A 24,230-nucleotide genomic window follows, 5' to 3' on the forward strand; every position below is an offset into this window, starting at 1 on the left:
CTCTGGCGGTCTTCGACGCCGTGTCCTCGGCGACGGAGCCGGTGTCCGAGGGGATGGAGCGCCAGCCCGAGCGCCACCCCTGAGCGTCCCCCCGGGGATCAGCGCAGCTCGACGTCGTGATCGGCGGCACGACGTCGCAGCGCCCTCGCCCGCCCGACCCGCTCGTCACCCTCGGCGAGGTGCACGGCGCGCTCCCAGAGATCGCGGGCGTCGGGTTGCAGCCCGACCGCCAGCTCGAGCTCGTCGAGGGCAGCACCCACCGCACCGCGGGCGGTCAGGATCTCGGCTCGCCGCACGTGCACGGCGACGCATCGCTGCACCAGCCGGTGCCGCTCGCGCAGCGCCCAGTCCTCGTAGGGCCAGGCCGGCAGCGGTTCGCCCTGCCATGCAGCGAGCGCCTCCGCGGCGGGCGCGAGGGCCTCGTCCGCCGGGGCCCGCAGCGCCTGGTCCACCAGCCGGTCGAAGCGGTGGGCGTCGACCTCCACCCCGGCGGCGAGCACCAGGCGATCTCCGGCGCGCTCGATCACGGGCCCGGTCGCAGCCCGCAGGCGAGCGAGCACGTTGCGCAGCCGAGCTCGCGACCGGGTCGGTTCGACCTCGGGCCACAGGACCTCCAGCACCCGCTCGACCGGCACGGCCCCCTCCGTGGCGACGAGCGCGAGCACCGCTGCCGGTCGCCCGTCCGGCGGCACCAGCTGCTGCGCCCCGCGCTGCACCACGGTGGGGCCGAGCACCCGCACGAGGGCGGCGACGGGGACCGGTGCGGAGCGGGCCGGCGGCAGGAACCCGGCCAGGTGCTCGGGCGCGTCCACGCCCAGCAACGCCATGACGCGGTCTCGCACCACCTCGACGGCCCGTGGGGTGAGCTGCAGCAGGGCGGCGATCTCCTCGGCGTCGGCGCCCTCCGCGAGCGCGAGGGCGACCCGCAGGTCCTCGACGGAGAGCGCCGACGTGGAGGGCACGGGGTCGGGCACCGGGATCCCGTGCGCTCGCTGCAGCCGGTGCACCTGATCGACGGCGCCGAGCAGACCGGCGGACCTCGCGTCGGAGACCAGCCGCTCGGCGACGGCTGCGGCCGCGCCGTGGCGCCCCTCGTCCAGCAGCCGCCGGAGGTGGTGCAGGTCCGAGCGCCACCGCAGCGTCGGGTAGGGCTCGAGGAGTCGGCGGGCCTCGGTGAAGTGGGCGTCGTGGTCGCCGGCCGGTGCGAGCATCCCCCGGCACCATGCGACCTGGCCCTGCTCGCGAGTCGAGTCGGCGCGCGCCGCCCAGCCCACGAGATCGTCGAGGACCGCTTCGGCGTCGGCGCGGCGACCGGTGCGCACGTACGCCTCCACCAGGTTGTGGCGCCAGGCGACCTCGGCCGGTGCCACGGCGTCGCCGAAGCACGCCTGCACCGGTTCGAGCAGCTCGACCGCCCGCTGGGGGTCGTCGGCCAGCAGCTCGGCGACCGCCAGCGCCGACACCGCCCCGACCTGCGCCGAGCCCCGGGGGACCGAGCCCGCGGGGACGAGCGTGGCGACGTGGCGACGGCACTCCTCGAGGTGCCCGCGCATGGCTTCCACGTGCGCGACCTCCACGGTCGCGAGGCGCTCGTCGCTGGACCAGCCGCAGGATCGTGCGAGCTGGATCGCACGCGACCCGTGGGTCAGCGCCAGCTCGAGCCGGCCCCGACGCCGGGAGAGCCAGGCGGAGGTGGCGAGGGGCTGGGCGAGCAGCACGAAGCGGCGACGGGCGTCCAGCACGCCGATGACGCGATCCAGCAGCGAGCGGGCCTCCTCGAGGTGGTCCTGCCAGCCGAGCACGCGAGCGGCGGCAGTGAGGAGGTGCACGGCATCCGGGTCGATGCCCCCGGCCCCGAGCCGGGCGAGCGGACGCTCGATGCTGCAGCGCAGTGCCTCCGGATCGCCACCGCAGCCCACCGCCGCCGTGGCCACCGCGAGCGCGTGCAGGTCACGGGTCGCCCGCGCCGGCGGGGTGGGGTCGACGGTGGCGAGCAGCGCGGCGGCCGCGTCGAGCACGTCGTCGGAGCCGTCGCCGCCCGAGCTCGCCTCGAGCAGGAGCAACCGCACCGCGGCGAGCGGCTCGCTCGACTCCAGCACGGAAAGGGCGTGTCGTGTCGCGGCGCGGCGTTCGCGCACGCTCCCCGTGCGGTGGGCGAGCCGGGCGGCGACCTCGGCTGCGTGCGGATCGGGGCCGGCGAGGGCGATCGCTCGACGGCACCGGTCCGGCCGGCCGCCCTCGAGCCACCGGCCGGCGGCCGCGGCCCAGTCCCCGGCGACCTCGGACGCAGCGGCAGCGTCGAGCATCCCGCCGAGCCGTGCGGCATCGTGGGCCCGCCGGCGGGCATCCTCGATCGGACCCGCCTCGTGCCGCACCGGCTCGACGCGGTCGTCCGTGCCCACGGCCCGGACCCCAGCAGGCTCGAGGGCCAGCGCGTGGGACAGGGCGGCGGCGCTGCTCAGGTCGAACCGGTGCGCGTCGTGGACCAGCAGGGTCCACGACCGCTCCTCCCCCATCCGGGCCAGCAGGCTGCACAGGTCGCCGGCGAGACCGAGGTGGTCGCCCACCGGACGACCGGTCGTGGCGGCTTCGAGGGCCGCCGGGACGACGAGGTGCGTCCGCGCGGCGCGACAGGAGGCCAGGATCGCGGCGAGGCCGCTCCAGGCCACGGGTTCGTCCCCCGGCCAGACCTCGACCACGTGCCCATCACTGGTGGCCCCGTCCACCGCCCCTCCCTCGATCCCCAGCTCCTCGCGACAAGGTAGACCGGCGTGCCGGCGGGGTGAGGGCCGGAGCTACATGCCGTAGCCGGTGAGGGTGTGGACGGCGCTGCGGATGACGGCGGCCACGGTGGGGTGGTCGGACTCGAAGCGCACGGCGGACTCCTCGAGCTGCTCGGCCAGACCCTCGCGGTCAGCCTCGCCCGCACCGAGGTCCGTGCGGACCCGCTCGACGAGCACACGGAGCTCGTCGCGCTCGGCCTCGTCGATCTGGCCGTCGGCCCGGGCCTCGGCGATCTTGGCCTCGAGCTGGTCGAGGTGGGTGCGGAGCTCGTCGTCCATCGGCCCAGACACTACCGCCCCCGCCCGGGAGGTCAGCCCTGCACAGGCCGCTGGGTGTCGAGCTCGGCCCGGGCTGCCTGGGTGCTGCCGGCCCGGGACAGCAGGACGGTGCCCAGGGCGCACAGCACGGCCCCCACCAGGTACGACAGGCGGTAGCTCGCCGCGTCGTGCAGGGCACCGAGGAGGAACGGCCCGAGCGCGACGCCGGCGACGACGATGAGCTGGTTGAGCGCGAAGATCCGGGCGTAGTCGCGCGCCCCCATGGCGTCGGCGAAGAGCAGGGGCTGGAGCATGAGGATGTTGCCGATCGTGGCGCCGAAGAGGACCGCGCACAGGACGAGCAGCAGGCCGCTCTCGACCTGGGACAGCAGGGCGAGGGCGAGGGCCTGGGTGGCGGCGAACCCGACGGCGAGGCGCACGAGCGGCTGCTTGTCGGCGACGACGCCGCCGATGAGGCGCGCCACGACGCTGGCGATCGTGAGCCCGGCGATGAGCTGCCCGCCGGTGCCGTCGCCCGCCCGCTCGTTGCCGAGCTTGACCAGGTGGGTGATCCCCCCGACCTGCATGCCGAGCACCAGCACGTAGCCGGCGGTGACCATGGTGAAGAACCGGGACCGCACCGCGATCTCGTAGGCGACCCCCATGGCGACCGAACCGGCCACCGCGCCGGAGGCGAGCACCCCCCGGTGCTCGGGCGTCGGCCACAGCAGCGGCACGACCGGCAGGGTGCAGGCGGCCCACACGACGACCAGCCACGGCGTGGCCAGCTCGAGGCCGTCGCGCCGGATCCACCAGGCGACGAGCTGGGTGAAGGTGAGGCCGCCGACGGACAGCCCGGTTGACGCGATGGCCAACGCCACCGATCGCCTGGTCTCGAACCAGCGGGTGACGACCGTCGTCGCCGGCACCAGACCGGCGGCGCTGAAGCCCACACCCAGCAGGACGTTGACGGCGTAGAGCTGCCAGAGCTCCTCCACCCGGCCGAGGAGCACCACCGCCACCCAGGAGGTGACCAGCCCGCCGAGCACCACGACGCGCACGTCCCGGTCGGTGATGAGCTTGCCGACCCGCGGTCCGACCAGCCCGCCCACCACGAACACGAGGGATTGGCCGAGCGACGCCGCGCCGGTCGAGAAGCCGCGCTCGTCGGTGAGGGCGTCGAGGTAGACGGCCTGGCCGTAGAAGATGAACCCCGAGTTGGCCATGAGGAGCACGAAGGCAGCGCCGACGACGATCCAGCCCGGGAAGAACCGGGCGTCGGCCCGCGGCGCGCGCTCGCTGGTGCTCGTCACGACGCCAACCAGCCCCGGATCCGATCGCGGAGGACGTCGACGTTCACGCCGTTGTGCGCCGACACCCAGAGCACGTCGCCCTTCTCGACCCCGCATCCCTCGGCCAGGTCCCGCTTGCGGCGCTCCCGCGCCTTGGACTTCACCTTGTCGTGCTTGGTGGCGATGACGGTGTGGGGCACGTCGTGGTGGCGGAGCCACTCCAGCAGCTGCACGTCCAGCTTGGTGGGGCCGATCTCCCCGTCGACGAGGACGCCCACCATGCGCAGCTCCTCCCGTCCGAGCAGGTAGCCCTCGATCATCGGCTGGAAGCCCCGGCGCACCGACTTCGGCGTCTTGGCGTAGCCGTAGCCGGGGCAGTCCACGAAGGTGCCCTCGGCCGAGTCGTGCGGCTCCAGCTCGAAGCAGTTCAGCAGCTGGGTGCGGCCCGGGGTCTTCGACGTCTTGGCCAGGTCCCGGCGGTTGGCGAGCGCGTTGAGCAGCGACGACTTGCCCACGTTGGACCGACCCACGACGGTGACCTCGGCCGTGGTCGGCGGGAGGGTGTCGAGGCGGTCGGCGGACGTCACGAACCGAAGCGCCAGGGGCTTGCTCACCGTCGCAGGCTGCCACAGCCCGTCGGCGCACCACGGGGTCCTGCGATGCGCGAGGCTGGCGTCGTGCCGCTCCCCCGACCTCGGTCCCGGGTGCGGCGGGGGCTGGGGGCCTTCGTCGTCGCCGTCGTGCTGGGTACCACCGCCGGCGCCCTGCCCGTCGCCGCCGAGGACGCACCCACCGACCCGGGCTCGCTCGGCCCGGGGCCCACCCACGCCTACGTGCAACGGGTGCACGAGCTGTTCCTCGGGCGGCCGGCCACCGGAGCCGAGGCCACCGAGCTCGCCCACGTCGTGCACGTCGCCGGCCCTGCTGCCCTGACCGGGCGGCTCGCCCTGTCACCCGAGTGGGCGGGGGTGCGCATCGACGACCTCTACCGCGACGTGCTGGGGCGGGCACCCGAGCCGGGCGGGCAGGCCTACTGGCTCGACCAGCTCCGGCGCGGCCGCACCCTCGAGGCCGTGGCCGCCGGCTTCTACGGATCCGACGAGTACTACGGCGTCGTCGGCGGGCGCGACGGCGACTACGTCGACTCGCTGTACGCCCGGCTGCTCGAGCGCGCCCCCGATCCGGGTGGCCGGCAGCAGTGGCTGGACCAGCTGCGCGCCGGGCTGAGCCGCACGAGCGTCGCCGACGCCTTCTACGGGTCGGTCGAGTCCCGCCGCCAGCGCGTCGACGCCCTGTACGACGAGATCCTCGGTCGTGCCCCCGACCCCGCCGGTCGGTCGTTCTGGGTCGAGCGCCTGCCCGCCCTCGGTGACGTCGCCCTCGCCTCCCACCTGGCGGCCAGCGACGAGCTGCACCGCCGGGCGACCGGGCTCGGTCTGCCGGATGTGCGCGTCGAGGCCGTGGGGCCGGGCACGCCGTACCCGCTCACCGCCTCGTGGCGGCCCGGGTGCCCGGTGGGCCCCGCCGACCTGCGCGCCGTCACGTTCCCGCACTTCCGACCCGACGGCAGCATCGGGCGCGGCGTCCTCATCGTGCACCGCGACGTCGTGCCCGACGTCGCCGTGCTGGTGCGCGCCGCGCACGGCAGCCGGTTCCCGATCACCCAGGCCCACCCGGTGGACGAGTTCGGCGGTGACGACGACGCATCGATGGCCGCCGACAACACCTCCGCATTCAACTGCCGGGCCGTGGCCGGCACGACCACGTGGTCCCAGCACGCGTACGGCCGGGCGATCGACGTCAACCCGGTGCGGAACCCCTCCGTGCGGGGTGACCGGATCGATCCGCCCTCCGGCGGCGCCTACCTCGACCGCACCGACGTCCGGCCGGGGATGCTCGTCGAGGGCAGCGCCGTCATCGACGCCGCCGACCGGCTGGGCTGGGGGTGGGGCGGACGCTGGGCGTCGGGCGCCGACCACCAGCACGTGTCACGGAACGGTCGCTGAACCGCCGCCACGAGGTCACCGCCTTGTGGGACACTGGGACGAGAACACCAAGGGGAGGTGTGGGGTGCTGGTCGACCAGATCCTGGAAGCCAAGGGAAGAGCAGTCGCGACGGTCGCCCCGGACGCGACGGTCGCCGAGGCCGTCGCCGAGCTGGCGACGCACAACGTTGGGGCGCTCGTCGTCTCCAGCGACGGACGCTCCGTGGAGGGGATCCTGTCCGAGCGCGACGTCGTCCGCGGCCTCAGCGAGGGGGCCGAGGTGCTGCAGCGCCGGGTGCGGGATCTCATGGCCACCGACGTGTCGACCTGCACCGGCCGCTCCGGGGTGGAGGAGCTCATGACCACGATGACGACCGGTCGGTTCCGCCACCTGCCCGTGGTCGCCGACGGCGAGCTCTGCGGCATCATCAGCATCGGCGACGTGGTCAAGGCCCGCATCGACGAGCTGGCCACCGAGGCCCAGCAGCTGGTGGGCTACATCCGCGACGGCCGCTGACACCGCGCGGTAGGCCGCCGGCAGCCACACTTCGGGTGTGAGCCTGCTCGACGACGTCGCCGACCGACCCCTCGTCCCGCTGCCGCGCCAGCCCGAGGGCGTGCCGTGGCCGACCGAGGAGTGGCCGGCCGGGGACGATCCGACCGACGGCCGGCTGGCCCCGCTGCTCGACTCGGTCATGGATCCCGACAGCGGTCACGGCCGCACCCGCGCCGTCGTGGTGGTGCAGGGCGGCCGGCTGGTGGCCGAGCGCTACGGGGACCGGACCGACGCCTGGGGCGAGGTCACCGGCGATCCGGTGGACGCCACCACGCCGCTGCTCTCGTGGTCCATGGCCAAGTCGATGCTGCACGCGGTCGTGGGGATGCTCGTCGATGAGGGGCGACTGCACCCCGACGAGCCCGCGCCGGTGCCGCAGTGGGGCGAGGGCGATCCCCGCGCGGCGATCACCCTCGAGCACCTGCTCGCCATGCGCGACGGCCTCGACTTCGCCGAGGACTACGCGCCCGACGACGAGGCCGGCGCGGTCTCCCACGTCATCGAGATGCTCTTCGGCTCCGGCGCGTCCGACGTGGCCGGCTTCGCGGCGTCGCGACCGCTCGCCCACGATCCGGGCACCGTCTTCAACTACTCGTCGGGCACCAGCAACATCGTCTCGGGCATCGTGGCCCGCACCCTCGGGGGCGAGGCGCCGTCCCGGCGCCTCCTCCACGAGCGGCTCTTCGACCCGATCGGCATGCGCAGCGCCGACCCCCGCTTCGACGAGGCCGGCACGTGGGTGGCGTCGTCCTATCTCTGGGCCACAGCGCGCGACATGGCCCGCTTCGGGTACCTCTACCTGCGCGACGGCGTGTGGGACGGCGCCCGGCTGCTTCCCGAGGGATGGGTCGACCACGGGCGCCGGCCCCGTTCGATCGACCCGGTGGACGGCCGCCTCTACGGCGCCCAGTGGTGGGTGGTCGGCGACGACCTCGGCACGTTCTGGGCCAACGGCTACGAGGGGCAGTCGATCCTGGTGTGCCCGGGCCTGGACCTCGTGGTCGTGCGGCTCGGCAAGTCCACCGCCGAGTGCTACCCCGCCCTCATCGCCTGGCGGGCCGCGGTCGTCGACGCGTTCCGCCCCTGAGCACCCCGGGCGCACCCGGTTCAGGGGCGCAGGACCGACCCGTCCGGTCCGAGGCACCCCGCCGGCGGGGTCGTCTCGTCGGGTCCACCGGGCGGGCAGGCGCCGAGGGTGTCCGACGTCTGCGCGGGGCCGTCCGTGACGCCGGGGTCGATGCCCGGGTCCTGGTCGGACTCGCACGCCCCGAGGGCGAGGACCAGCGCGACGGCGAGGGCCGCCACCCGGTGCCTCACGTCAGCGCCCTCGTGAGGGCTGCGGCGGCGTCGTCGAGGGCGTCGTTCGCCCGGTCGATGGCGCCGTTCAGCTGGAAGAAGGCGTGGATCATGCCGTCGTAGCGGCGGGTCGTGACCTCGACGCCGGCATCGGCCATCCGGGCTGCGTACGCCTCGCCCTCGTCGCGGAGGGGATCGAACTCGGCGGTGAGCACGAAGGCCGGGGCCAGCCCGGACAGGTCGTCGGCGTGCAGCGGCGACACCCGCGGGTCGGTCCGGTCGTGGTCGCCGAGGTAGTGCTGGGCGAACCAGATCATGTGGTCCCGCGTCAGCAGGTAGCCCTCGGCGTTCTCCTCGTGCGACGGGTGCGAGTTGGTGAGGTCGGTGGCCGGGTACACCAGCAGCTGGAACGCGACCTGGCCCCGTCGGGACTGGGCGACGAGCGCGGCGAGGTTGCCGCCCGCCGAGTCGCCACCGACCGCGATGCGGTCCGGCGCGAGGTAGAGGTCGTCGGCGTGGTCGCGCACCCAGTCGAAGGCGGCTTCGGCGTCGTCCAGCGCCGCGGGGTACGGGTGCTCCGGGGCGAGCCGGTAGTCCACGGAGATGACCGTGGCGGCGGAGCGTCCGCACAGCGCCCGGCACACCCCGTCGGTGGTGTCGAGGTCGCCGATGACCCAGCCGCCGCCGTGGTACCAGACGAGGCACGCCTGCGGGGCGCCCTCGGTCGCCAGCACCGGCGTGTAGATCCGCACCCGCAGGTCGCCGCCCGGGCCGGGGATCGTCTGCTCGACGACCTCGCGCACCTCCTCGCCGGCCGCATCGGACATGGACCCGAGGGCCGCCATCGCCTCCCGCACCTCCGCCGGTTCCGACTCGAGGATGGGCGGCGCCTCCATCTGCGCCAGTGCGTCGAGGAGTGCCTTCGCCTGCGGGTCCAGAGCCATGGGCGGCATCATCGCGCGCCGGTCGGCTGCCCCCGCGCGCTCCCGGACTCGAGCCAGTGCTTCGACGCGAGGATGGCGGCCGCACCGCCGAGCAGCGCCGCAGCCGCGGCGGCCCACGCCGCCGAGTACGAGAGCGCAGATGCGATGGCACCGAACGCCGCCGGTCCGACCGCGCCCCCGACCGACAGACCTGTGAGCACGAGGCCCGCCGCGGCCGCGGGCCGGTCGCGTCCGACGCGGACGGCCGTCTGGAACGCCAGGCCGGTCCACCCCCAGCCACCGCCGATGACGGCGATTGCGCCCAGCACACCTGCCGGACCGGCCGACGTCGTGGCGAGCAGCACCGCACCGCCCGCCCCGACCGTGAGCAACGTGGCCACCATCGCCCAGGTGCTGAGCGGCCGACGGTCGCCACGGCTGCCGGCGGCGAGGCGCACCGCGATGCTCGCGCTGCTGGCGACCGCGAGCAGGAGCCCGGCGTCCGCCTCGTCCCAGCCGCGGTCCTCGATGGCCGGCACGAGGAGGGTCGACGCCGCCGTGGCGGCACCGACCCCGAGGGCGACGCCACCGGCGAAGAGCACGAGGGGACCTCGTCGGCTGTCGCCGCCGCGGCCATCGCGCGATGGGGGCCGGTCGGCGGCCAGGCGCGGCACGAGCACCCACACGAGCGGCGCCAGCAGCGCGCCTGCGACGAAGGCCGATCGCCACCCGAGCTGCTCGGCCAGGATCGGGATCGAGAGCCCGGCGGCGAGGGACGCGGCCGGCACGCTCGCCTCCTTGGCGCCGAACGCGATGCCGTGCCGGGTCGAGGGGACCGAGTCGCCGAAGGCGCGAGCCGCCCCCGTGTCCACCAGACCGACGGCGGATCCGGCCACGATCAGCAGCACGACGAGCTGCCAGAGGCTCGACGCGAACGCGGCGATGCCGAGGGCCGCGGCCGCACTGACCAGCGCGCCTGCGCGCAGGGCCCGGGTCGGGCCGATGCGCTCGGTCACCCGTCCCATCGGGACCGCGAAGATCCCGGCCCCCACGAAGAACGCAGCCACGGCCGCGCCGGCCCCACCGCCGCCGAAGCCCAGGTCGTCGCCGATCCGTCCCGAGAGCGCGCCGGTCAGGAAGGCGGGCACGACCGTGGTGGTCAGGGCGACGCTGCCGGCCACCACGATGCGGACGGGGCTGGGACTGGTGGTGACGATCCCGTGAGGCTAAGGAGCCGAGCCGACAGGCGAGGCGACCCATGGGCACGGTGCCCTACGGCGGCGAAGCCGCCAAGCTGAGTTGCGTGACGACGTGACCTGTCCCCGCAGGTGCTACGAGCGGCCAGCGCCGACGTCGCCCTAACCTCCGGCCGTGCCCTCCTCGACGGACCGCCGCTTCGACGCCGTCGTCTTCGACTTCTCCGGGGTGATGGTGAGCTCGGCCTTCGATGCCATCGCCCGCCACGCCGACGGGCACGGGATGACCGAGGACGAGTTCCTCGAGTTCCTCCTCGGGCCCTACGCCGAGGACAGCGACCACGCCTGGCACCGGGCCGAGCGGGGCGAGATCGGCATCCTGGACTGGGCCACCGACACGATGGCCCGGGCCGAGGAGGCCGGGATGGGCCTGGACCTGTCGTTCATGGCCGGGATGCTCGGCGACCTGGAGGTGTACGACGTCATGGTCGACGCGGCCCGGACGCTGCGCGCCGACGGCTACCGCACCTCCCTGCTCACCAACAACATCGCCGAGGGCCGGGACTCGTGGCGCCCGCTGCTGCCCCTGGACGACCTGTTCGACGACGTCCTCGACTCCTCCGAGGTCGGCCTGCGCAAGCCCAACCCGGAGATCTACCTGCTCGCGCTGGCGCGCCTCGGTGGCATCGAGCCCTCCCGCGCCGTGATGCTCGACGACCACCCGGGGAACTGCGCGGGCGCGCTCGCAGCCGGGATGCAGGCGATCCAGGTGCGCGACCCGGCCGAGGCCGTCGACGAGCTGCGCGCCCTGCTCAGCTGAGGAGGTTCTGGCTGCGACCACGGAACACGTTCCGCAGCCGCTGCCAGAAGCTAGGGGCGGGGACGGGACGAGTGGGTCTCGGTGACGATCCCGCCGCGCACGTGCTGGGTCACCACCACGTCGACCGACTTCGGCTGCACGGTGTGCCACACCTCGTCCGCGATCTCCACGGCGAGGGCCTCGGCGAACACGTGGCGGTCCCGGAAGCCCCACAGGAACAGCTTCAGCGACTTGGACTCGATGCAGCGCTGGTCGGGCACGTAGTCGATCCGCACCGAAGAGATGTCGGGTTGGCGGGTGACCGGGCACAGCGACGCCACCTCGTCGGTGGAGAACACGACCCGGGTGCAGCCCTCGGGCGCGGGGAAGGTCTCGACGTGCTCCACCGGGCCGCGGGTCGGCTGGCCGAGGAGGGTGAGGTCGTCGTCGGGGGCGTCGCTCATCGGCGCCAGGTTACGGAAGACCCCGGTACGTGCAGCCGCTGGTGCAGGTCTCGCGGACCTCGACGGCGGCGAGGCCCGGGAGACCGGGCCCGATCCGATCCCAGATCCACCTCGCCAGCACCTCGCTCGTGGGGTTCTCCAACCCCTCGATGTCGTTGAGGAGGCGGTGGTCGAGCGCGTCGATGGTGGGCTGCACCGCCGCCTTCAGGTCGGCGAAGTCCATGACCCAACCGGTGTCGTCGCCCACCCGGCCCTCGACCGTGACCCGCACGCGGAAGCTGTGGCCGTGCAGGCGGGCGCACTTGTGGCCCTCGGGCACGTTCGGCAGCGAGTGCGCCGACTCGAACCCGAACTCCTTGAACAGCTCCATGGGGACGACCTCGGGGTAGCGGAGCGCCAGCGGAGCGACTGTGCCCGCGCTCCCCTGCTCCGTGCAACGTGGGGGCTCCCCGCAGCGGAGCGAGGGCGGTCGGGACCGCAGGTAGCGCAGCGCCAGCGGAGCGACCGGAAGGACGCTCCCCTGCTCCGTGCAACGTGGGGGCTCCCCGCAGCGGAGCGAGGGCGGTCGGGACCGCAGGTAGCGCAGCGCCAGCGGAGCGACCGGAAGGACGCTCCCCTGCTCCGTGCAACGTGGGGGCTCCCCGCAGCGAAGCGAGGAAGCCCCGATGGACTCAGATGAGCGGCTCGGGGTCGTGGGTGAAGCGCGGGGTGAGGTGGCTGGTGTCGTTCCAGGTCCGGATGATCCAGCGGTCGTTGGCGATCACGACGTGGGTGATCCCACAGTTGTCCGACCCGGTGAAGGCGAAGCCCCGGGCGCCGGTGGCCTCGGCGACGACCTGACCGATGACCCCGCCGTGGGTGAACACGGCCACGGTCTGGTCCGGGTGGGTCCGGGCGATGCCGTCGAGGGCCCGGCGGATGCGGCCGCCGAACTCCTCGATGGACTCCGCACCTGGGATCACATCCCAGCGCTGCTCCACGTACATCTGCTCGGCGATCGGGTCGCCCTCGGCCACCTTCTTGCGGAACAGGCCGCCCTCCCACTCGCCGAGGTGCACCTCCCGCAGGTCGGGTTCGACCACGGGCTCCACGCCGAGGCGGTCGACCAGCACCTGGGCGGTCTGGCGGGTCCGCTGCAGCGTGGTCACGTAGACGGCGGCGAACTCCTCACCGGAGGCCAGCAGGCGCTCGCACGCCAACCGGGCCTGCTCGACCCCGTCGGGCTCGTGGAGCGGCGGGTCGCCCTGGCCGTCGACCAGCGGGAACGGGGCATCGGGGTCGGCAGGCTGGGACTCACCGTGGCGCACGAGGATGACCTCGCACGCGCCCGGGGGACGCACGAAGCGGCTCTGTCGGTACTGGCGGGGGCGATCGGGCACGGCGGCCACGGTAGAGAGGCCCTCGGGACCTCGGCGACTCCGATCCCGGCGTTGGTCAGAGGGCGACGTCGGCACCTCGGGCCCGGAGCAGGCCGGCCACCCGGGCGAGGTCGGGCTCCTCCCGCCACCGGGCGATCGGCAGGACGCAGCGCATGGCCCAGCCGGGGCGGGCCAGCCGGGCGCCGTATCCCGCCACCGCGAGGTCGCGCTCGCCCACCAGCGTGGGAGCCAGGTCGGCGCAGGCGAGCTCCTCGGCGAAGCGCCACGACCGCGCCCGGGCCTGGCCGAGCGAGAAGCTCACGATGGCCTCGTCCAACCGGAGCCCGACGAGGTCGAGCACGCGCGCCATCGGCGAGACCTCGCCGATGGCGTCCTGCATCGCATCCACCAGCTCGGCCAGGACGTCGTTGATCCGCTCGAAGTCGTCCCGCAGCTCGACGACCCCGGGGCCGGGGCACGTCTGCGCCGCCGCCAGCCCGAGATCGAGGTTGATGTGGGCGTTCATGCCGAGCAGCAGGTGCTGCAGGATCAGGCCGGGTCGCTCGGCTGCCGCGAAGGAGCACGCCCACGACTGCGAGACCGGGGCGGCGCGGTCCCACGCGTCGAAGGCGTCGAGCCAGAGCCCGGCGAAGCGGACGTCGAAGGCCTCCATGCGCTCGCCGTCGTCGAAGGCACCCTCAGCGATCCCGTCGCGCACCCGCGCCGTGACCGCTCGGTACACGACGGCGAACCACCCACGCGCGTCGCCGGTCTCCGCGCACCGGGCGATGATCCGGTCCATGCGCGCGATGGCGTCGTCGATGCTCGCCGCGGGGAGCCCGCCCGGGTGCTGCACGACCCGAGTCTGGCATCGCCCGCACACGACGACGACCCGGCGCCAGGCACCGGGTCGTCACCGTCTCTGTTGATGAAGAGCACCCCGGTGCCCCCCGACCAGCGCGATCGGGGGCACCGGGTCCCTACGGGGTCACAGGCCAGCCAACCGGACGCCGTAGTGGGACAGGAGCGCCTCGCGGTCGTCGCCGGCCGGCTCGAAGTGCGGCGGGACCTTCGGGGCGCTGGTGATCTGTTCCTTCGTGAACGGCGTGGTGAAGCCGTCCTCGCCGGGCTCGACACCGGTGTTGGGCACCAGCTTGGTGCCACGGAGGCCGACCTTGACGGCCAGCCAGCCGATGTCGTCGGCGCCCCCGTAGAGGCCGAGCACGTCGACGATCTTGCCCAGCTTGTTCCCGGCTGCGTCGTACAGCGGATGTCCGGTGACCGTGTCCATGTCAGCTCCTCATCTGAAGGTGCCGCCCAGGAACCAACATAACAGCAACATGACCGTTTGTCACGCGTTCGCAATGTTTTTCTTCCGCCGGAGCGGAGCCGAAGGCGAGGCGACCCATGAGCACAGTGCCCTCCGGCGGCGAAGCCGCCCACCGGGTCACGAGAGGACGTGACCCATCCGCTCAGGGCCTCACGGGATGCCGAGGACCTTGTGGGTCTGCAGGCTGAGGCGCCACCGGGGCCGCTCGAGGCAGAGTGCGACGGCCGCCGCCGTGGCCGCCGCCCGGTCCGGGCCGTCCATGGGCGAGACCAGGAGGTGCTCGAAGTCGAGCGCCTCGAGGGCGTCGAGGTCGGTGCCGTCCTGGGGCCACACGACCTTGAGCTCGTCGCCCGCCGTCACAACGAGCTCGGTGCCGGCCTTCGGGCTCACGCAGACCCAGTCGATGCCCGGGGCCAGCGGGAGCGTCCCGTTGGTCTCCACCGCGACCTCGAAGCCCTCCGCGTGCAGGGCCTCGACCAGCTCCTCGTCGAGCTGGAGCGCCGGCTCGCCGCCGGTGCACACGACGAAGCGGTGGTCGCGCCCCTCCCCCCACGTCGCGGCGACGTGGGCGGCCAGCGCCCCTGCGCCGCGGAACACCCCGCCCCCGGGCCCGTCGGTGCCGACGAAGTCGGTGTCGCAGAACCGGCACACGGCCGTGGCGCGGTCGCGCTCGTGCCCCGACCACAGGTTGCAGCGGGAGAACCTCAGGAACACCGCGGCGCGCCCGGCCTGGCGCCCCTCCCCCTGCAGGGTGCGGAACACCTCCTTGACGGCGTAGGTGCTCATGGCCGGTACGACGTGGGGTCGGGTACGCCGGCCTCCTCGAAGCCGCGCCGGCGGAGCATGCACGCGTCGCACTCGCCGCACGCCCCCTCCGGCGTGGCGTCGTAGCAGGTGACGGTCATGGCGTAGTCCACGCCGAGCCCGGTGCCGAGGCGGATGATCTCGGCCTTGGTCAGGTCGATCAGCGGTGCCCGGATCCGGTAGCCGTCCCCCTCGGTGCCCGTGCGGGTGCCGGCGTTGGCGGCCGCCTCGAACGCCGCGATGAACTCGGGCCGGCAGTCCGGGTAGCCCGAGTAGTCGAGGGCGTTGACCCCGATGAAGATGTCGTTGGCCCCGAGCACCTCGGCCCACGCGAGCGCGTAGGCGAGGAAGACGGTGTTGCGCGCCGGCACGTAGGTGGACGGGATGCCCTCGCCGATCTCCTCGCGCCCCTTCGGGATCTCGCCGTCGCCGAGCAGCGACGATCCGCCGAAGGCCGCGAGGTCGATGTCCACGACGCGGTGCTCGACCGCTCCGAGGGCGGAGGCCACCCGACGGGCGGCGTCGAGCTCGGCGGTGTGGGCCTGGCCGTAGCGGAAGCTCATCGCGTGGGGCGCCAAGCCCTCGTCGGCGGCGATCGCCAGGCAGGTGGCCGAGTCGAGGCCACCGGAGAGCAGGACGACGGCAGGTCGGGTCACCCCTCCAACCTACGGGCGCCGCCGGCGCTCAGCCTCGGGACGGCTCCCAGCGCGGATCGCGGCCGTTCCAGGCGACGAGCCGGTCGATCGCCGCCGCATCGGCGCGGACGGGCACGGCCTCGGCGAAGGGGACGCCGACCTCGGGCAGACCCATGTCGGCGGAGATCTGCTCGAACATGGCGAGGCGGTCCTCGGCCGGGAGGGCGGGCATCCGCTCGAGCGCGACGTCGACGACGTCGTCGTCCCACCGCGGGCGCTGGCCGGTGGCCATCGCCAGGTCCCACGTGTGGACGACGACCTCGTTGACGTAGCCGAGGAGGATGTCGGCCCCCGTGCCCTGCTGCCACGGCAGCGCCATGGGGCGGGCGAGCACGTCGTCACCGGTCCAGGCCGCCTGCACGCGGTGCGCGGCTGCCGTCCAGGCGCCAGGCCAGTCGTCGTGGTCGGCCGACTCGACGACGGCGAAGGGGTCCTCGCCCCGCCCGAGGGCCGCGACGCGGTCGAGGACGGAGACGAGGTGGCCGAGGAGGTGGCGCACGTCCATCTCCGAGCACGGGGTCGGACCGTCGAGCTGGTCGGGACGGACCGCGGCGACCGTCGCCGTGCCCACGGCGACGGCACGTCCGAAGACGTGGCGGGGATCGTCGACGCCGAAGGGCGCCGGGGTGGTCGTGGTGGCAGTGGTGGGTTCCATGGGTGCAGCATCCGCGCCGAAACCGGTCACGTTGTGGCCAGTTTCTCTGCGAACATCTCCGCATGCGTGCCGACCGCCTCGTCGCCGTCCTCCTCCTGCTCCAGCAACGCGGTCGGGTCACGGCGCGCGAGGTGGCCGACGAGCTCGAGATCTCGGAGCGCACCGCCCGCCGGGACCTGGAGGCCCTGGGGCTGGCCGGCATCCCGGTGTACTCCCAGCCCGGGCGGGGCGGCGGCTGGCGGCTGGTCGGTGGCGCCCGCACCGACCTCAGCGGGCTCACCGCCGCCGAGGCCCGGGCGCTGTTCCTCGTCGCCGGACCGGCATCGGGCGGGGCCCCGGCCGTGCGGTCGGCGCTGCGCAAGCTGGTCGGCGCGCTGCCGGAGCCGTTCCGGGTCGAGGCCCAGTCGGCGGCCGCCTCGCTCCACGTCGACAACGTCGCGTGGGGCCGGGCGAGCGACGCGACCGTGCCCGCCTTCCTCGACCCCCTCCAGCAGGCGGTGATCGACGGCGTGCAGGTCCAGCTCGGCTACGTCGCCCGAGACGGACGCAGCTCGTCGCGGACGGTCCACCCGCTCGGCGTCGTCGCCAAGGGGCCGTCGTGGTACCTGGTCGCCGGCACCGACCGCGGCCAGCGCACCTTCCGGGTCGACCGGGTCACCGACGTCGTCCGCACGGACCTGCCGGCGGCGCGGCCGGACGGCTTCGACCTGGCCGAGGAGTGGCGGGCCATCGCCGAGTCCATCGACCGGGGAGGCACGTCCATCGAGGTCCGGGCCGTCGCCGATCCGGAGCGCATCGAGATCCTGCGGTGGATCCTCGGATCCCGGCTCGACGTCGGCGGCCCGGGGCCCGGGGGCGTCGAGGTCGTCATCCGCGGCCACAGCAGCCGGTCCATCGCCGGCGAGCTGGCCGGCCTCGGCGGCTGGCTCCACGTCACCTCGCCCGAGGAGGTCCGGCACGAGCTCGCCGACGTCGGGCAGCAGCTGCACGACCTCTACGGCGCCGACCGCACCTCCTGACGTTCACACTGCCGAAACACCCGGGAAGCCACCGGGACACACCCTTTCGCCAACGTGACGCCGAACTGTGCGGCGGCTGTCGCTGCGCACCGAGCGAGGAGCGAGCGCAGATGGATGGTGGCGACGCCTGGGTGCTGATGTCGACCGCGCTGGTGCTGTTCATGGTGCCGGGCCTGGCGCTGTTCTACGGCGGCATGGTGCGCTCGAAGAACGTGCTGAACATGCTGCTGATGAACCTGTACTGCCTCGCCGTGATCCCGCTGCTGTGGGTCACCGTCGGCGCCTCGCTCAGCGGATCCGGGTCCAACGGACTCATCGGGGGCTTCGACAACATCGGGCTGAAGGGCCTCGACGGCGACGGCCTGCTCGCCACCGCGTTCCTCATGACCTTCGCCGCCATCACCCCGGCCCTGATCAGCGGCGCCGTCGCCGACCGCATGCGGTTCTCCGCCTGGGCCGTGTTCGTGCCGCTCTGGAGCCTGATCGTCTACGTCCCGGTCGTGTACTGGATCTACGGGCTCGACGCCGAGACCGGCGACCTCATCGGTTGGCTCGGCGCCCGCGGCTCGCTCGACTTCGCCGGGGGCACCGCCATCCACATCAACGCCGGCGCCGCGGCCCTGGCGATGGTGCTCGTGCTCGGCAAGCGGATCGGCTGGCCCGGCGAGGCCATGGTCCCCCACAACCTCCCGCTCGTCCTGCTCGGCACGGGCATCCTCTGGTTCGGCTGGTTCGGGTTCAACGCCGGCGGCACCGGACTCGGCGACGGCAACAGCGCCCTCGGGGCGACCGCGCTGATGAACACGTTCCTCGCCGCCTCCGCCGGCATGTTCGCCTGGCTCCTCGTCGAGCGGGTCAGGGACGGGCACTTCACGGTGCTCGGCGCCTGCTCGGGCGTGGTCGCCGGGTTGGTCGCGATCACGCCGGCCGCGGCCTACGTCGGCGGCCTCGCCGGCATCGCGTTCGGCGCCGCGGCCGGCGTGTGCTGCTACGCCGCCATCCAGCTGAAGTACCGCCTCGGGTACGACGACAGCCTCGACGTGGTCGGGGTCCACATGGTCGGCGGCATCGTGGGCGGGGTGCTCATCGGCTTCTTCGCCGACGCCGGCATCATCGGGGGTGGACCCGAGCACGAGGGCCTGCTCTTCGGCGGCGGCGCCGAGCTGCTGGTCGAGCAGGTGATCTCCATCGTCGTGGTGCTGGTCTTCTCCTTCGTGGTCACGACGATCCTGGCCAAGGCGCTCGCCGCCACCATCGGACTGCGGGTCGACGAGACGGCGGAGACCACCGGCCTCGACCGCACCGAGCACGTCGAGAGCGCCTACGGCGACGTCCTCGCCACCTGATCGAACGGGCCCGGGGAACGCCCCGAGTCGTGAGGCGCAGCCGAGCGACTCGAGGTCGCCGGAGGCGAGGCCCCTTGACCGGCTGGTCAGGTGACGTAGGGTGGGATAGCGATCGTTATCGCACAGGGGCCGAGTCACAGGGGGACCAGTTGGCCGATTCCAAGAAGCCGAGAGCACCGTTCGCACCGTGGGACCGCCGGGAGCTGCCCGGCGCGTTCAGCGTCGAGGAGACCGCGGCCCGCGTGGGCCAGTACAAGTGGATCGAGATGAAGCTGTTCGAGGCGCTCGGCGGCTGGGTCGCCACCGTGCCCGAGCTCGACATCAAGATGCGCCTCGGCACGCACTGCTACCACCACGCCTGGCACGCCGACCTGTGGCACAAGCGCCTGCCCGAGCTGCGCGAGATGAACCCCGAGCGGCTCACCGGCCCGGCGAGCCCCGAGGTCGAGGCCTTCATGGATGCCGTCGCCGAGCCGGGCGAGCACGACCAGACCATCGAGAAGCTGGTCGGCGTCTACCGGGTGCTCATCCCGCACAAGGTGGCGGCCTACACGTACCACCTGAACAACACCTCGACGATCACCGACGCGCCCACCATCCGCTCGCTGAAGTTCGCGCTCCAGGACGAGATGGAGGACTGGCGCGACGGCACGCTCATGCTGACCTCGCTGATCCAGAGCGACGAAGAGGTCCAGCGCGCCGCCGACCACCAGGCCAAGCTCGAGAAGCTGCTCGTCGCCGCCGGGGGCATCTGCGGCCCGGGCACCATCGGCGATGCCTACGACCTGTCCGGCGACCCCGCTCGCCTCACGGTCGCGTAGACGAACACCACTTCGAACCCAGGGGGACACACACCATGAAGAAGCTGCTCACGCCCGAGGAGCTGGCCCGTGACGACCGCTTCGAGCGGGCCGACATGATGGACCGGATCCAGGACCCGCGGAACGGCAGCGAGGCCGCCAACCGTGGCAACGGCCGGCTCCGGCCCGACCGTGCCGACGCGCCCGACGCCGCCCGCGCCCTGATGCACGGCATCTTCGTGGGCGAGATCCAGGCGCTCGAGGGTGCCGGTCGCACCTGCTACGACTTCGAGGTCGGCGCCACCGGGAAGCTCGACGACGAAGAGGTGCCCTTCGAGCTCAAGCTCGACATGGCCCGCCAGTGCTGGGACGAGGCCCGCCACTGCGAGATCTCCGTGAAGCTCAGCGAGTGGATGGGCACCGAGATCGGCGAGTTCGGCGAGAACGCCTTCCTGTTCCAGGCCGCGTGCAACCCGGACCCCGTGCTGCGCCTCACCGGCGTGAACCGGGCCCTCGAGGGCCTGGCCATCGACGTCTTCAACACCATGAAGGAGTTCGGCGACCTGGCCGGGGACCCGGTGCTGGAGTTCTGCGAGGACTGGATGCTCGCCGACGAGGTCACCCACGTGAAGATGGGCTCGGACTGGCTCCGCAAGCTGACCGTCAACGACAAGGACCGCCAGAAGCGGGCGCTCGAGTTCCAGCGGGTCGTCGACAAGCTGTTCTCCTTCGGCGGCTTCCGTGGCGAGGACGAGGAGAGCCCGGTCCACCTGGCCCGCCGCTTCCGCGAGCTCGCCGGCTTCGACGACGCCGAGATGGAGGAGATCGCCGAGCTGTCCCGCGAGGCCAAGTCCGAGGTCGAGGAGCGGTCGCGCCTGGCTCGCGAGGCGAACGAGACGGCGAGCGCCTGATGCCCACGACGGTCGACCCGTCGACCTTCACCATGGTCGACTTCGACAGCGCGGAGATCGCCGCGCTCGCCGACGAGCTCGCCCGCAAGGTGGGCCTGGGCGACGACGTGCAGATCGTCATCGAGGTCGACGAGACGACCCCGCTCGGCCGCACCGAGCTGGTGTCCCTCGACCCGGTGCACATCCGCACGGAGTCGGGGGCGTTCGAGAACCCGAAGCGGATCCGCCAGTTCAGCGAGGACGCGGCCACCGACGTGCTCGGGCGCTACCTCCTGCGGGCCGCCGATCGCCGGCGCGACGGCTTCGGCGACGTGCCGCCCGACAGCGAGCTCACCGTGCCCCAGCGCACGGCGTGGGAGGTGTCCGCCGTCGGCCGCCTGGCCCGCCTCGGGTACCCGGTGCGCCGGCAGCGCTGGCTCTACGCGTTCCGCAACCGGTACGGCTTCACCGACACCGCCGACGACGCGTTCGAGCAGCTCTGGCACGGCGACGACCTCAGCTGGGCCGAGATCGACCGGCTCAGCGAGACCACCGCGGCCACCAACCCGGGCCCCCTGCAGCGCTGACGCACGTGCCGCCGGCGCGGCCGGTCAGGTGACGACCGGCTGGCCCTCCGCCACCCACGCCGTGATGCCGCCCCCGATGTCGGCGACGTCGGTGAACCCGAGGTCGGACATCACCTGGCGGGCCGTGACCGAGCGGTTTCCCGATCGGCAGTAGAGGACGTAGGGCTGGTCCCGATCGAGCTCGGCGACCTGCGCTTCGAAGTCCGGGCTGGTGACGTCGATGAGCACGGCCCCCTCGAGGTGGCCCGCCTCGAACTCCTCGGGCGTGCGCACGTCGATGACGGCGGGCGCCGGATCGGCATCGAGCAGCGCGGCGGCCTCGGCCGGGGACACGACGCGCACGCCTGCCCCAGCATCGGCGGCCTCCGGGGCCGTGGTCGTGACCTCGGCTGCTGACGCCTCGTCGACTCCGTCATCACCGCAGGCCGCGGCGCCGAGCAGGAGGAGGGCAGCCGCAGCGGCGGCCAGGAGGGGGCGGGGGGTGCGAGGCACGATGGCTCCTTGTCCGGGGGTCCCCCGCAGGATAGCGAGTTGTCCGGACAACTCGCGCTCAGGCCAGGTCGTGCGCGCTGATCCCCTCGAGCAGGTCGATGGCCGGGGGCGACGCCAGCAGGCCGGTGCAGGCCGCAGCCATCTCCACCATCTCCGGGGAGTCGAAGTGACGCTGCTGGTCCTCGGGGTGCTCCCACTTCTGCACGATCACGAAGCGGTCGGGCTTGGTGACCGACAGGCACAGGTCGACGTTGCGACAGCCGTCCTGGCCCCGGGTGAGGACCACGTACTTCGACAGCACACCGAGCAGGGCATCGGGGTCGGTGGCATCGAAGGTCATGGTCACGATGGCGGTCTCGACCTCGCGCTCGTCGCTCACTGCTGTGCTCCTCAACCCCTGGTCCGGATCCCGGGACAGTAGTACCGTTCCCTCACCGCAGCTCCGGGGGACAGGAGACGCCATGGCGGACCGTGCAGGAGACGACGAGGACCTCGTCCGGCTCTACCTGCGCGACATCGGCCGCCACCCACTGCTCACCAAGGGCGACGAGGTCCACCTGGCCAAGCTCATCGAGGCGGGCGTCGAGGCCCGGGCGGCCCTCGAGTCGCCCGGCACGCTGCCACCGGCGACGCGAGCCGCGCTGCGACGCACGGCGAAGCGGGGCGCGACGGCCGAGCGGCGCTTCATCGAGTCCAACCTCCGCCTGGTCGTGTCCATCGCCAAGCGCTACCAGGCCTCCGGCCTGCCGCTGCTCGACCTGGTGCAGGAGGGGAACCTCGGCCTGATGCACGCGGTCGAGAAGTTCGACTGGCGCAAGGGCTTCAAGTTCTCCACCTACGCCACCTGGTGGATCCGCCAGGCCATCTCGCGCGGCATCGCGAACACGGGACGGACCATCCGGCTCCCGGTCCACGCCGGCGACGTGCTCGTGCGGGTGCAGCGCGCCCGGGGCCGGCTGGAGACCGAGCTCGAACGAGCGCCCACCGAGGCCGAGGTCGCGGCCGAGACCGGCTTCGGCATCGACAAGGTCCGCGAGGTGCTGCGGTTCGCGATCGAGCCCATCTCGCTGTCGGAGCCGCTGCGCGAGGACGGCGACGCCGAGCTCGGAGACCTCGTGGAGGACACCGCCTCCGCGTCCCCGTTCGAGCAGGCGGCGGCCGCCCTGCTGCCCGGTGCCGTCGCCCAGATGCTGGACGGGCTCGAGCCCCGGGAGCGCGACGTCCTGCGCCTGCGCTACGGCCTCGACCGGGGTGATCCCCGCACCCTCGAGGAGGTCGGCGACGCGTTCGGGCTCACCCGGGAGCGCATCCGCCAGATCGAGGCCCGGGCCCTGTCCAAGCTGCGCCACCCGAGCATCGAGGCCGGCGTGCGCGATCTGCTGGCCGGGTGAGGGACCGGGTCGCGGCGCCGGACGGCCGAGCGCTGCGGCGGAGCCTCGTCGAGACCCCGCCGCTGCTCTGGCGGAGGTGGACGGGAATCGAACCCGCCGCACGGGGAACGCCCGTGCCAACCGCTTTGAAGGCGGCGGAGCCCACCAGGTGCTCGGACACCTCCGCTCCGCAACCTAGTTCTGTCGCCCGTGGGGCCTAGTCTCGGCCGTCCATGAAGAAGCTCCTGCTCATCGCCGCACTCGTGTACCTGGCCAGGTTGGCCGCCAAGAAGGCCCAGCACGTGTAGGCCCGAGCGCCGGGACGGCATCGGAGGCCCGGCGCAGCGCGTCCGCCGCCTTCCGACGGCCACGGACGTGCACCGGCGCCAGCCGCCGCTGGCGCTCGTTCCAGAGCCACCACCCAACGGCGGCGCTGCCGCCCACCGCGGCCGCCACCCCGGTGCCGACCCCGATCGTGGTCGCCGACGGGAACGCCACCCGCTCGCGCAGGCGGACCCGGTGGGAGAAGCGCACGACCTCCCAGCCGGCGGTGCGGGCCAGGCGGAGCAGCTCCCGGTCGGGGTTCACGGCGATGGCGTGCCCGACCGCCGCGAGCATCGGGGCATCGGTGGCCGAGTCGGAGTAGGCGTAGGACGCGTCGAGGTCGATGCCGTCGCGCGCCGCAACCTCCTCCAGCACCCGGACCTTCTCGGGCCCGTAGCAGTACCGCTCGACCTCGCCCGTGTAGCAGCCGTGCTCGTCGAGGAACGCCCGGGTGGCGATGGCCTCGTCGGCGCCGAGGTACTGGGCCAGGGGGGCCACGATCTCCTCGGGTGAGGCCGACACGATGAACACCTTGCGACCGGCCTCGCGGTGCATGGCCATCAGCTCGAGCGCCTCGGCGTAGACGATGGGCTCGATCACCTCGGTGATCGTCTCCCGCACGATCGCCGAGATCCGGCGCTGCTCCCAGCCCTTGGAGACCCGCAGCGCGGCGTCCCGGACCCGCTCGAGGCGGACCTCGTCGGCCCCGAGGGTGAGGTAAATCAGCTGGGCCCACAGCGCCCGCAGCAGCAGGCGCCGGGAGACCAGGCCCTCGCGACGCAGTGGGGCGCCGAACGCGACCATCGACGGACGGGCGATCACCGTCTTGTCCAGGTCGAAGAAGGCCGCTTCCACGGGCCGGAGCCTACGGAACGCCGCCGACGGGACCGGTTGCGCACCCTCGATGCCGTTGGTACGTTCTCGGCCACTCTCCATCCGGCGCTCGCCGGAGGAGCCCGGCTTCCCCCGCCACCGCTGCGCTGAACCCCAGCGCCCCAGGGGGATCCC

General features: G+C 73.4%; 28 protein-coding genes and 1 tRNA gene. 10 read left to right on the top strand and 19 right to left on the bottom strand.

The genetic code is table 11. The annotated features are described in order from the left end of the window. Positions 1 to 98: 98 nt before the first annotated feature. The 4 genes from RGQ06_RS03930 to yihA form a co-directional block, all read right to left on the bottom strand. Positions 99 to 2,726, bottom strand: a complete 2,628-nt coding sequence (locus RGQ06_RS03930) for a BTAD domain-containing putative transcriptional regulator (RefSeq protein WP_432429189.1) — start codon at positions 2,724 to 2,726, stop codon at positions 99 to 101. Positions 2,727 to 2,795: 69 nt separating this feature from the next. Beyond that, entirely contained in the window at positions 2,796 to 3,062 is a 267-nt protein-coding gene (locus tag RGQ06_RS03935) for a DUF4404 family protein (protein WP_432429188.1), read from the bottom strand. A gap of 32 nt (positions 3,063 to 3,094) precedes the next feature. Further along, on the bottom strand, positions 3,095 to 4,354 hold the full coding sequence (locus RGQ06_RS03940) for an MFS transporter (protein ID WP_432429187.1): 1,260 nt from the start codon (positions 4,352 to 4,354) through the stop codon (positions 3,095 to 3,097). Then, positions 4,351 to 4,947 carry a ribosome biogenesis GTP-binding protein YihA/YsxC gene (gene yihA / locus RGQ06_RS03945; RefSeq protein WP_432429186.1) on the bottom strand — a complete coding sequence of 199 codons (597 nt, stop codon included), beginning with the start codon at positions 4,945 to 4,947 and terminating at the stop codon, positions 4,351 to 4,353. Before yihA ends, RGQ06_RS03940 begins: the two co-directional genes overlap by 4 nt. Before the next feature lie 63 nt (positions 4,948 to 5,010). On the opposite strand from yihA, the gene RGQ06_RS03950 reads away from it, so the two are divergent. From RGQ06_RS03950 to RGQ06_RS03960, 3 genes are all read left to right on the top strand, one after another. Beyond that, complete coding sequence (locus RGQ06_RS03950; RefSeq protein WP_432429185.1) at positions 5,011 to 6,339, top strand: DUF4214 domain-containing protein; 1,329 nt, start codon at positions 5,011 to 5,013, stop codon at positions 6,337 to 6,339. A gap of 64 nt (positions 6,340 to 6,403) precedes the next feature. Next, positions 6,404 to 6,835, top strand: coding sequence for a CBS domain-containing protein (locus tag RGQ06_RS03955; RefSeq protein WP_432429184.1), 432 nt, complete (start codon positions 6,404 to 6,406; stop codon positions 6,833 to 6,835). A gap of 37 nt (positions 6,836 to 6,872) precedes the next feature. Continuing rightward, positions 6,873 to 7,961: a serine hydrolase domain-containing protein gene (locus tag RGQ06_RS03960; RefSeq protein WP_432429183.1), complete on the top strand. Its 1,089-nt coding sequence runs from the start codon at positions 6,873 to 6,875 to the stop codon at positions 7,959 to 7,961. A gap of 20 nt (positions 7,962 to 7,981) precedes the next feature. Here the strand turns inward: RGQ06_RS03960 and RGQ06_RS03965 are convergent, their stop codons facing one another. The 3 genes from RGQ06_RS03965 to RGQ06_RS03975 are packed head-to-tail and all read right to left on the bottom strand — an operon-like array spanning position 7,982 to position 10,277. Further along, positions 7,982 to 8,191, bottom strand: a complete 210-nt coding sequence (locus tag RGQ06_RS03965; RefSeq protein ID WP_432429182.1) for a hypothetical protein — start codon at positions 8,189 to 8,191, stop codon at positions 7,982 to 7,984. Further along, positions 8,188 to 9,114: an alpha/beta hydrolase gene (locus tag RGQ06_RS03970; RefSeq protein WP_432429181.1), complete on the bottom strand. Its 927-nt coding sequence runs from the start codon at positions 9,112 to 9,114 to the stop codon at positions 8,188 to 8,190. Before RGQ06_RS03970 ends, RGQ06_RS03965 begins: the two co-directional genes overlap by 4 nt. A gap of 8 nt (positions 9,115 to 9,122) precedes the next feature. After that, a complete protein-coding gene (locus RGQ06_RS03975; RefSeq protein ID WP_432429180.1) occupies positions 9,123 to 10,277 on the bottom strand; it encodes an MFS transporter in 1,155 nt (384 codons plus the stop codon). Positions 10,278 to 10,464: 187 nt separating this feature from the next. Here RGQ06_RS03975 and RGQ06_RS03980 point away from each other — a divergent pair, with 187 nt between their 5' ends. Beyond that, complete coding sequence (locus RGQ06_RS03980; RefSeq protein ID WP_432429179.1) at positions 10,465 to 11,109, top strand: HAD family hydrolase; 645 nt, start codon at positions 10,465 to 10,467, stop codon at positions 11,107 to 11,109. A gap of 50 nt (positions 11,110 to 11,159) precedes the next feature. Here the strand turns inward: RGQ06_RS03980 and queF are convergent, their stop codons facing one another. The 8 genes from queF to RGQ06_RS04020 all read right to left on the bottom strand — a co-directional run bounded on the left by queF (position 11,160) and on the right by RGQ06_RS04020 (position 16,394). Then, complete coding sequence (gene queF / locus RGQ06_RS03985; RefSeq protein WP_432429178.1) at positions 11,160 to 11,552, bottom strand: preQ(1) synthase; 393 nt, start codon at positions 11,550 to 11,552, stop codon at positions 11,160 to 11,162. Positions 11,553 to 11,562: 10 nt separating this feature from the next. Next, positions 11,563 to 11,922, bottom strand: coding sequence for a 6-carboxytetrahydropterin synthase QueD (queD, locus tag RGQ06_RS03990; protein WP_432429177.1), 360 nt, complete (start codon positions 11,920 to 11,922; stop codon positions 11,563 to 11,565). A 301-nt stretch (positions 11,923 to 12,223) separates the two neighbouring features. Further along, the gene (locus tag RGQ06_RS03995) at positions 12,224 to 12,931 is read right to left on the bottom strand and encodes a histidine phosphatase family protein (protein WP_432429176.1); all 708 of its coding nucleotides are present in this window, start codon (positions 12,929 to 12,931) and stop codon (positions 12,224 to 12,226) included. Positions 12,932 to 12,986: 55 nt separating this feature from the next. Beyond that, on the bottom strand, positions 12,987 to 13,766 hold the full coding sequence (locus tag RGQ06_RS04000; protein ID WP_432429175.1) for a DUF5995 family protein: 780 nt from the start codon (positions 13,764 to 13,766) through the stop codon (positions 12,987 to 12,989). Between the two features lie 132 nt (positions 13,767 to 13,898). After that, positions 13,899 to 14,201: a PRC-barrel domain-containing protein gene (locus RGQ06_RS04005; protein ID WP_432429174.1), complete on the bottom strand. Its 303-nt coding sequence runs from the start codon at positions 14,199 to 14,201 to the stop codon at positions 13,899 to 13,901. 189 nt (positions 14,202 to 14,390) lie between these two features. Continuing rightward, positions 14,391 to 15,026 carry a 7-carboxy-7-deazaguanine synthase gene (gene queE, locus RGQ06_RS04010; protein ID WP_432429173.1) on the bottom strand — a complete coding sequence of 212 codons (636 nt, stop codon included), beginning with the start codon at positions 15,024 to 15,026 and terminating at the stop codon, positions 14,391 to 14,393. After that, positions 15,023 to 15,700 carry a 7-cyano-7-deazaguanine synthase QueC gene (gene queC / locus RGQ06_RS04015; RefSeq protein WP_432429172.1) on the bottom strand — a complete coding sequence of 226 codons (678 nt, stop codon included), beginning with the start codon at positions 15,698 to 15,700 and terminating at the stop codon, positions 15,023 to 15,025. The genes queE and queC overlap by 4 nt, the downstream gene beginning before the upstream one ends. 28 nt (positions 15,701 to 15,728) lie before the next feature. Beyond that, a complete protein-coding gene (locus tag RGQ06_RS04020) occupies positions 15,729 to 16,394 on the bottom strand; it encodes a TIGR03086 family metal-binding protein (protein ID WP_432429171.1) in 666 nt (221 codons plus the stop codon). A 62-nt stretch (positions 16,395 to 16,456) separates the two neighbouring features. Here RGQ06_RS04020 and RGQ06_RS04025 point away from each other — a divergent pair, with 62 nt between their 5' ends. From RGQ06_RS04025 to RGQ06_RS04045, 5 genes are all read left to right on the top strand, one after another. Further along, entirely contained in the window at positions 16,457 to 17,413 is a 957-nt protein-coding gene (locus RGQ06_RS04025) for a helix-turn-helix transcriptional regulator (protein WP_432429170.1), read from the top strand. A gap of 110 nt (positions 17,414 to 17,523) precedes the next feature. Further along, positions 17,524 to 18,759 (top strand): ammonium transporter, encoded by a 1,236-nt coding sequence (locus RGQ06_RS04030; protein ID WP_432429169.1) that lies wholly within the window; start codon positions 17,524 to 17,526, stop codon positions 18,757 to 18,759. A gap of 149 nt (positions 18,760 to 18,908) precedes the next feature. Beyond that, positions 18,909 to 19,580: a hypothetical protein gene (locus tag RGQ06_RS04035; RefSeq protein ID WP_432429168.1), complete on the top strand. Its 672-nt coding sequence runs from the start codon at positions 18,909 to 18,911 to the stop codon at positions 19,578 to 19,580. 35 nt (positions 19,581 to 19,615) lie between these two features. Then, positions 19,616 to 20,470: a DUF455 family protein gene (locus tag RGQ06_RS04040; protein WP_432429167.1), complete on the top strand. Its 855-nt coding sequence runs from the start codon at positions 19,616 to 19,618 to the stop codon at positions 20,468 to 20,470. Next, positions 20,470 to 21,036, top strand: a complete 567-nt coding sequence (locus tag RGQ06_RS04045; protein ID WP_432429166.1) for a hypothetical protein — start codon at positions 20,470 to 20,472, stop codon at positions 21,034 to 21,036. Before RGQ06_RS04040 ends, RGQ06_RS04045 begins: the two co-directional genes overlap by 1 nt. 24 nt (positions 21,037 to 21,060) lie before the next feature. Here RGQ06_RS04045 and RGQ06_RS04050 read toward each other — a convergent pair whose 3' ends face one another. Both RGQ06_RS04050 and RGQ06_RS04055 read right to left on the bottom strand, forming a co-directional pair. Then, positions 21,061 to 21,528, bottom strand: coding sequence for a rhodanese-like domain-containing protein (locus RGQ06_RS04050; RefSeq protein WP_432429165.1), 468 nt, complete (start codon positions 21,526 to 21,528; stop codon positions 21,061 to 21,063). A gap of 58 nt (positions 21,529 to 21,586) precedes the next feature. Next, on the bottom strand, positions 21,587 to 21,907 hold the full coding sequence (locus RGQ06_RS04055; RefSeq protein ID WP_432429164.1) for a putative quinol monooxygenase: 321 nt from the start codon (positions 21,905 to 21,907) through the stop codon (positions 21,587 to 21,589). An 82-nt stretch (positions 21,908 to 21,989) separates the two neighbouring features. Here RGQ06_RS04055 and RGQ06_RS04060 point away from each other — a divergent pair, with 82 nt between their 5' ends. Beyond that, the gene (locus RGQ06_RS04060; protein WP_432429163.1) at positions 21,990 to 22,919 is read left to right on the top strand and encodes a sigma-70 family RNA polymerase sigma factor; all 930 of its coding nucleotides are present in this window, start codon (positions 21,990 to 21,992) and stop codon (positions 22,917 to 22,919) included. Positions 22,920 to 22,987: 68 nt separating this feature from the next. On the opposite strand, the gene RGQ06_RS04065 is transcribed toward RGQ06_RS04060, so the two are convergent. Both RGQ06_RS04065 and RGQ06_RS04070 read right to left on the bottom strand, forming a co-directional pair. After that, positions 22,988 to 23,083: transfer RNA gene (locus tag RGQ06_RS04065), tRNA-Sec, on the bottom strand. A gap of 64 nt (positions 23,084 to 23,147) precedes the next feature. Continuing rightward, entirely contained in the window at positions 23,148 to 24,077 is a 930-nt protein-coding gene (locus RGQ06_RS04070) for an HAD family hydrolase (RefSeq protein WP_432429162.1), read from the bottom strand. Positions 24,078 to 24,230: the final 153 nt, after the last annotated feature.

Origin of the sequence: Salinilacustrithrix flava, assembly GCF_041228405.1 — a bacterium.
GTDB lineage: Bacteria > Actinomycetota > Acidimicrobiia > Acidimicrobiales > Salinilacustritrichaceae > Salinilacustrithrix > Salinilacustrithrix flava.

What these genes read in the sequence shown, in the direction of transcription:
- RGQ06_RS03935 (WP_432429188.1), bottom strand. Translation starts at nt 3,062, where the DNA reads ATGGACGACGAGCTCCGCACCCACCTCGACCAGCTCGAGGCCAAGATC.
- RGQ06_RS03970 (WP_432429181.1), bottom strand. Translation starts at nt 9,114, where the DNA reads ATGGCTCTGGACCCGCAGGCGAAGGCACTCCTCGACGCACTGGCGCAG.
- RGQ06_RS04045 (WP_432429166.1), top strand. Translation starts at nt 20,470, where the DNA reads ATGCCCACGACGGTCGACCCGTCGACCTTCACCATGGTCGACTTCGAC.
- RGQ06_RS04005 (WP_432429174.1), bottom strand. Translation starts at nt 14,201, where the DNA reads ATGGACACGGTCACCGGACATCCGCTGTACGACGCAGCCGGGAACAAG.
- RGQ06_RS04040 (WP_432429167.1), top strand. Translation starts at nt 19,616, where the DNA reads ATGAAGAAGCTGCTCACGCCCGAGGAGCTGGCCCGTGACGACCGCTTC.
- queD (WP_432429177.1), bottom strand. Translation starts at nt 11,922, where the DNA reads ATGGAGCTGTTCAAGGAGTTCGGGTTCGAGTCGGCGCACTCGCTGCCG.
- RGQ06_RS04025 (WP_432429170.1), top strand. Translation starts at nt 16,457, where the DNA reads ATGCGTGCCGACCGCCTCGTCGCCGTCCTCCTCCTGCTCCAGCAACGC.
- RGQ06_RS04060 (WP_432429163.1), top strand. Translation starts at nt 21,990, where the DNA reads ATGGCGGACCGTGCAGGAGACGACGAGGACCTCGTCCGGCTCTACCTG.
- queE (WP_432429173.1), bottom strand. Translation starts at nt 15,026, where the DNA reads ATGAGCACCTACGCCGTCAAGGAGGTGTTCCGCACCCTGCAGGGGGAG.
- queF (WP_432429178.1), bottom strand. Translation starts at nt 11,552, where the DNA reads ATGAGCGACGCCCCCGACGACGACCTCACCCTCCTCGGCCAGCCGACC.
- RGQ06_RS04020 (WP_432429171.1), bottom strand. Translation starts at nt 16,394, where the DNA reads ATGGAACCCACCACTGCCACCACGACCACCCCGGCGCCCTTCGGCGTC.
- RGQ06_RS04030 (WP_432429169.1), top strand. Translation starts at nt 17,524, where the DNA reads ATGGATGGTGGCGACGCCTGGGTGCTGATGTCGACCGCGCTGGTGCTG.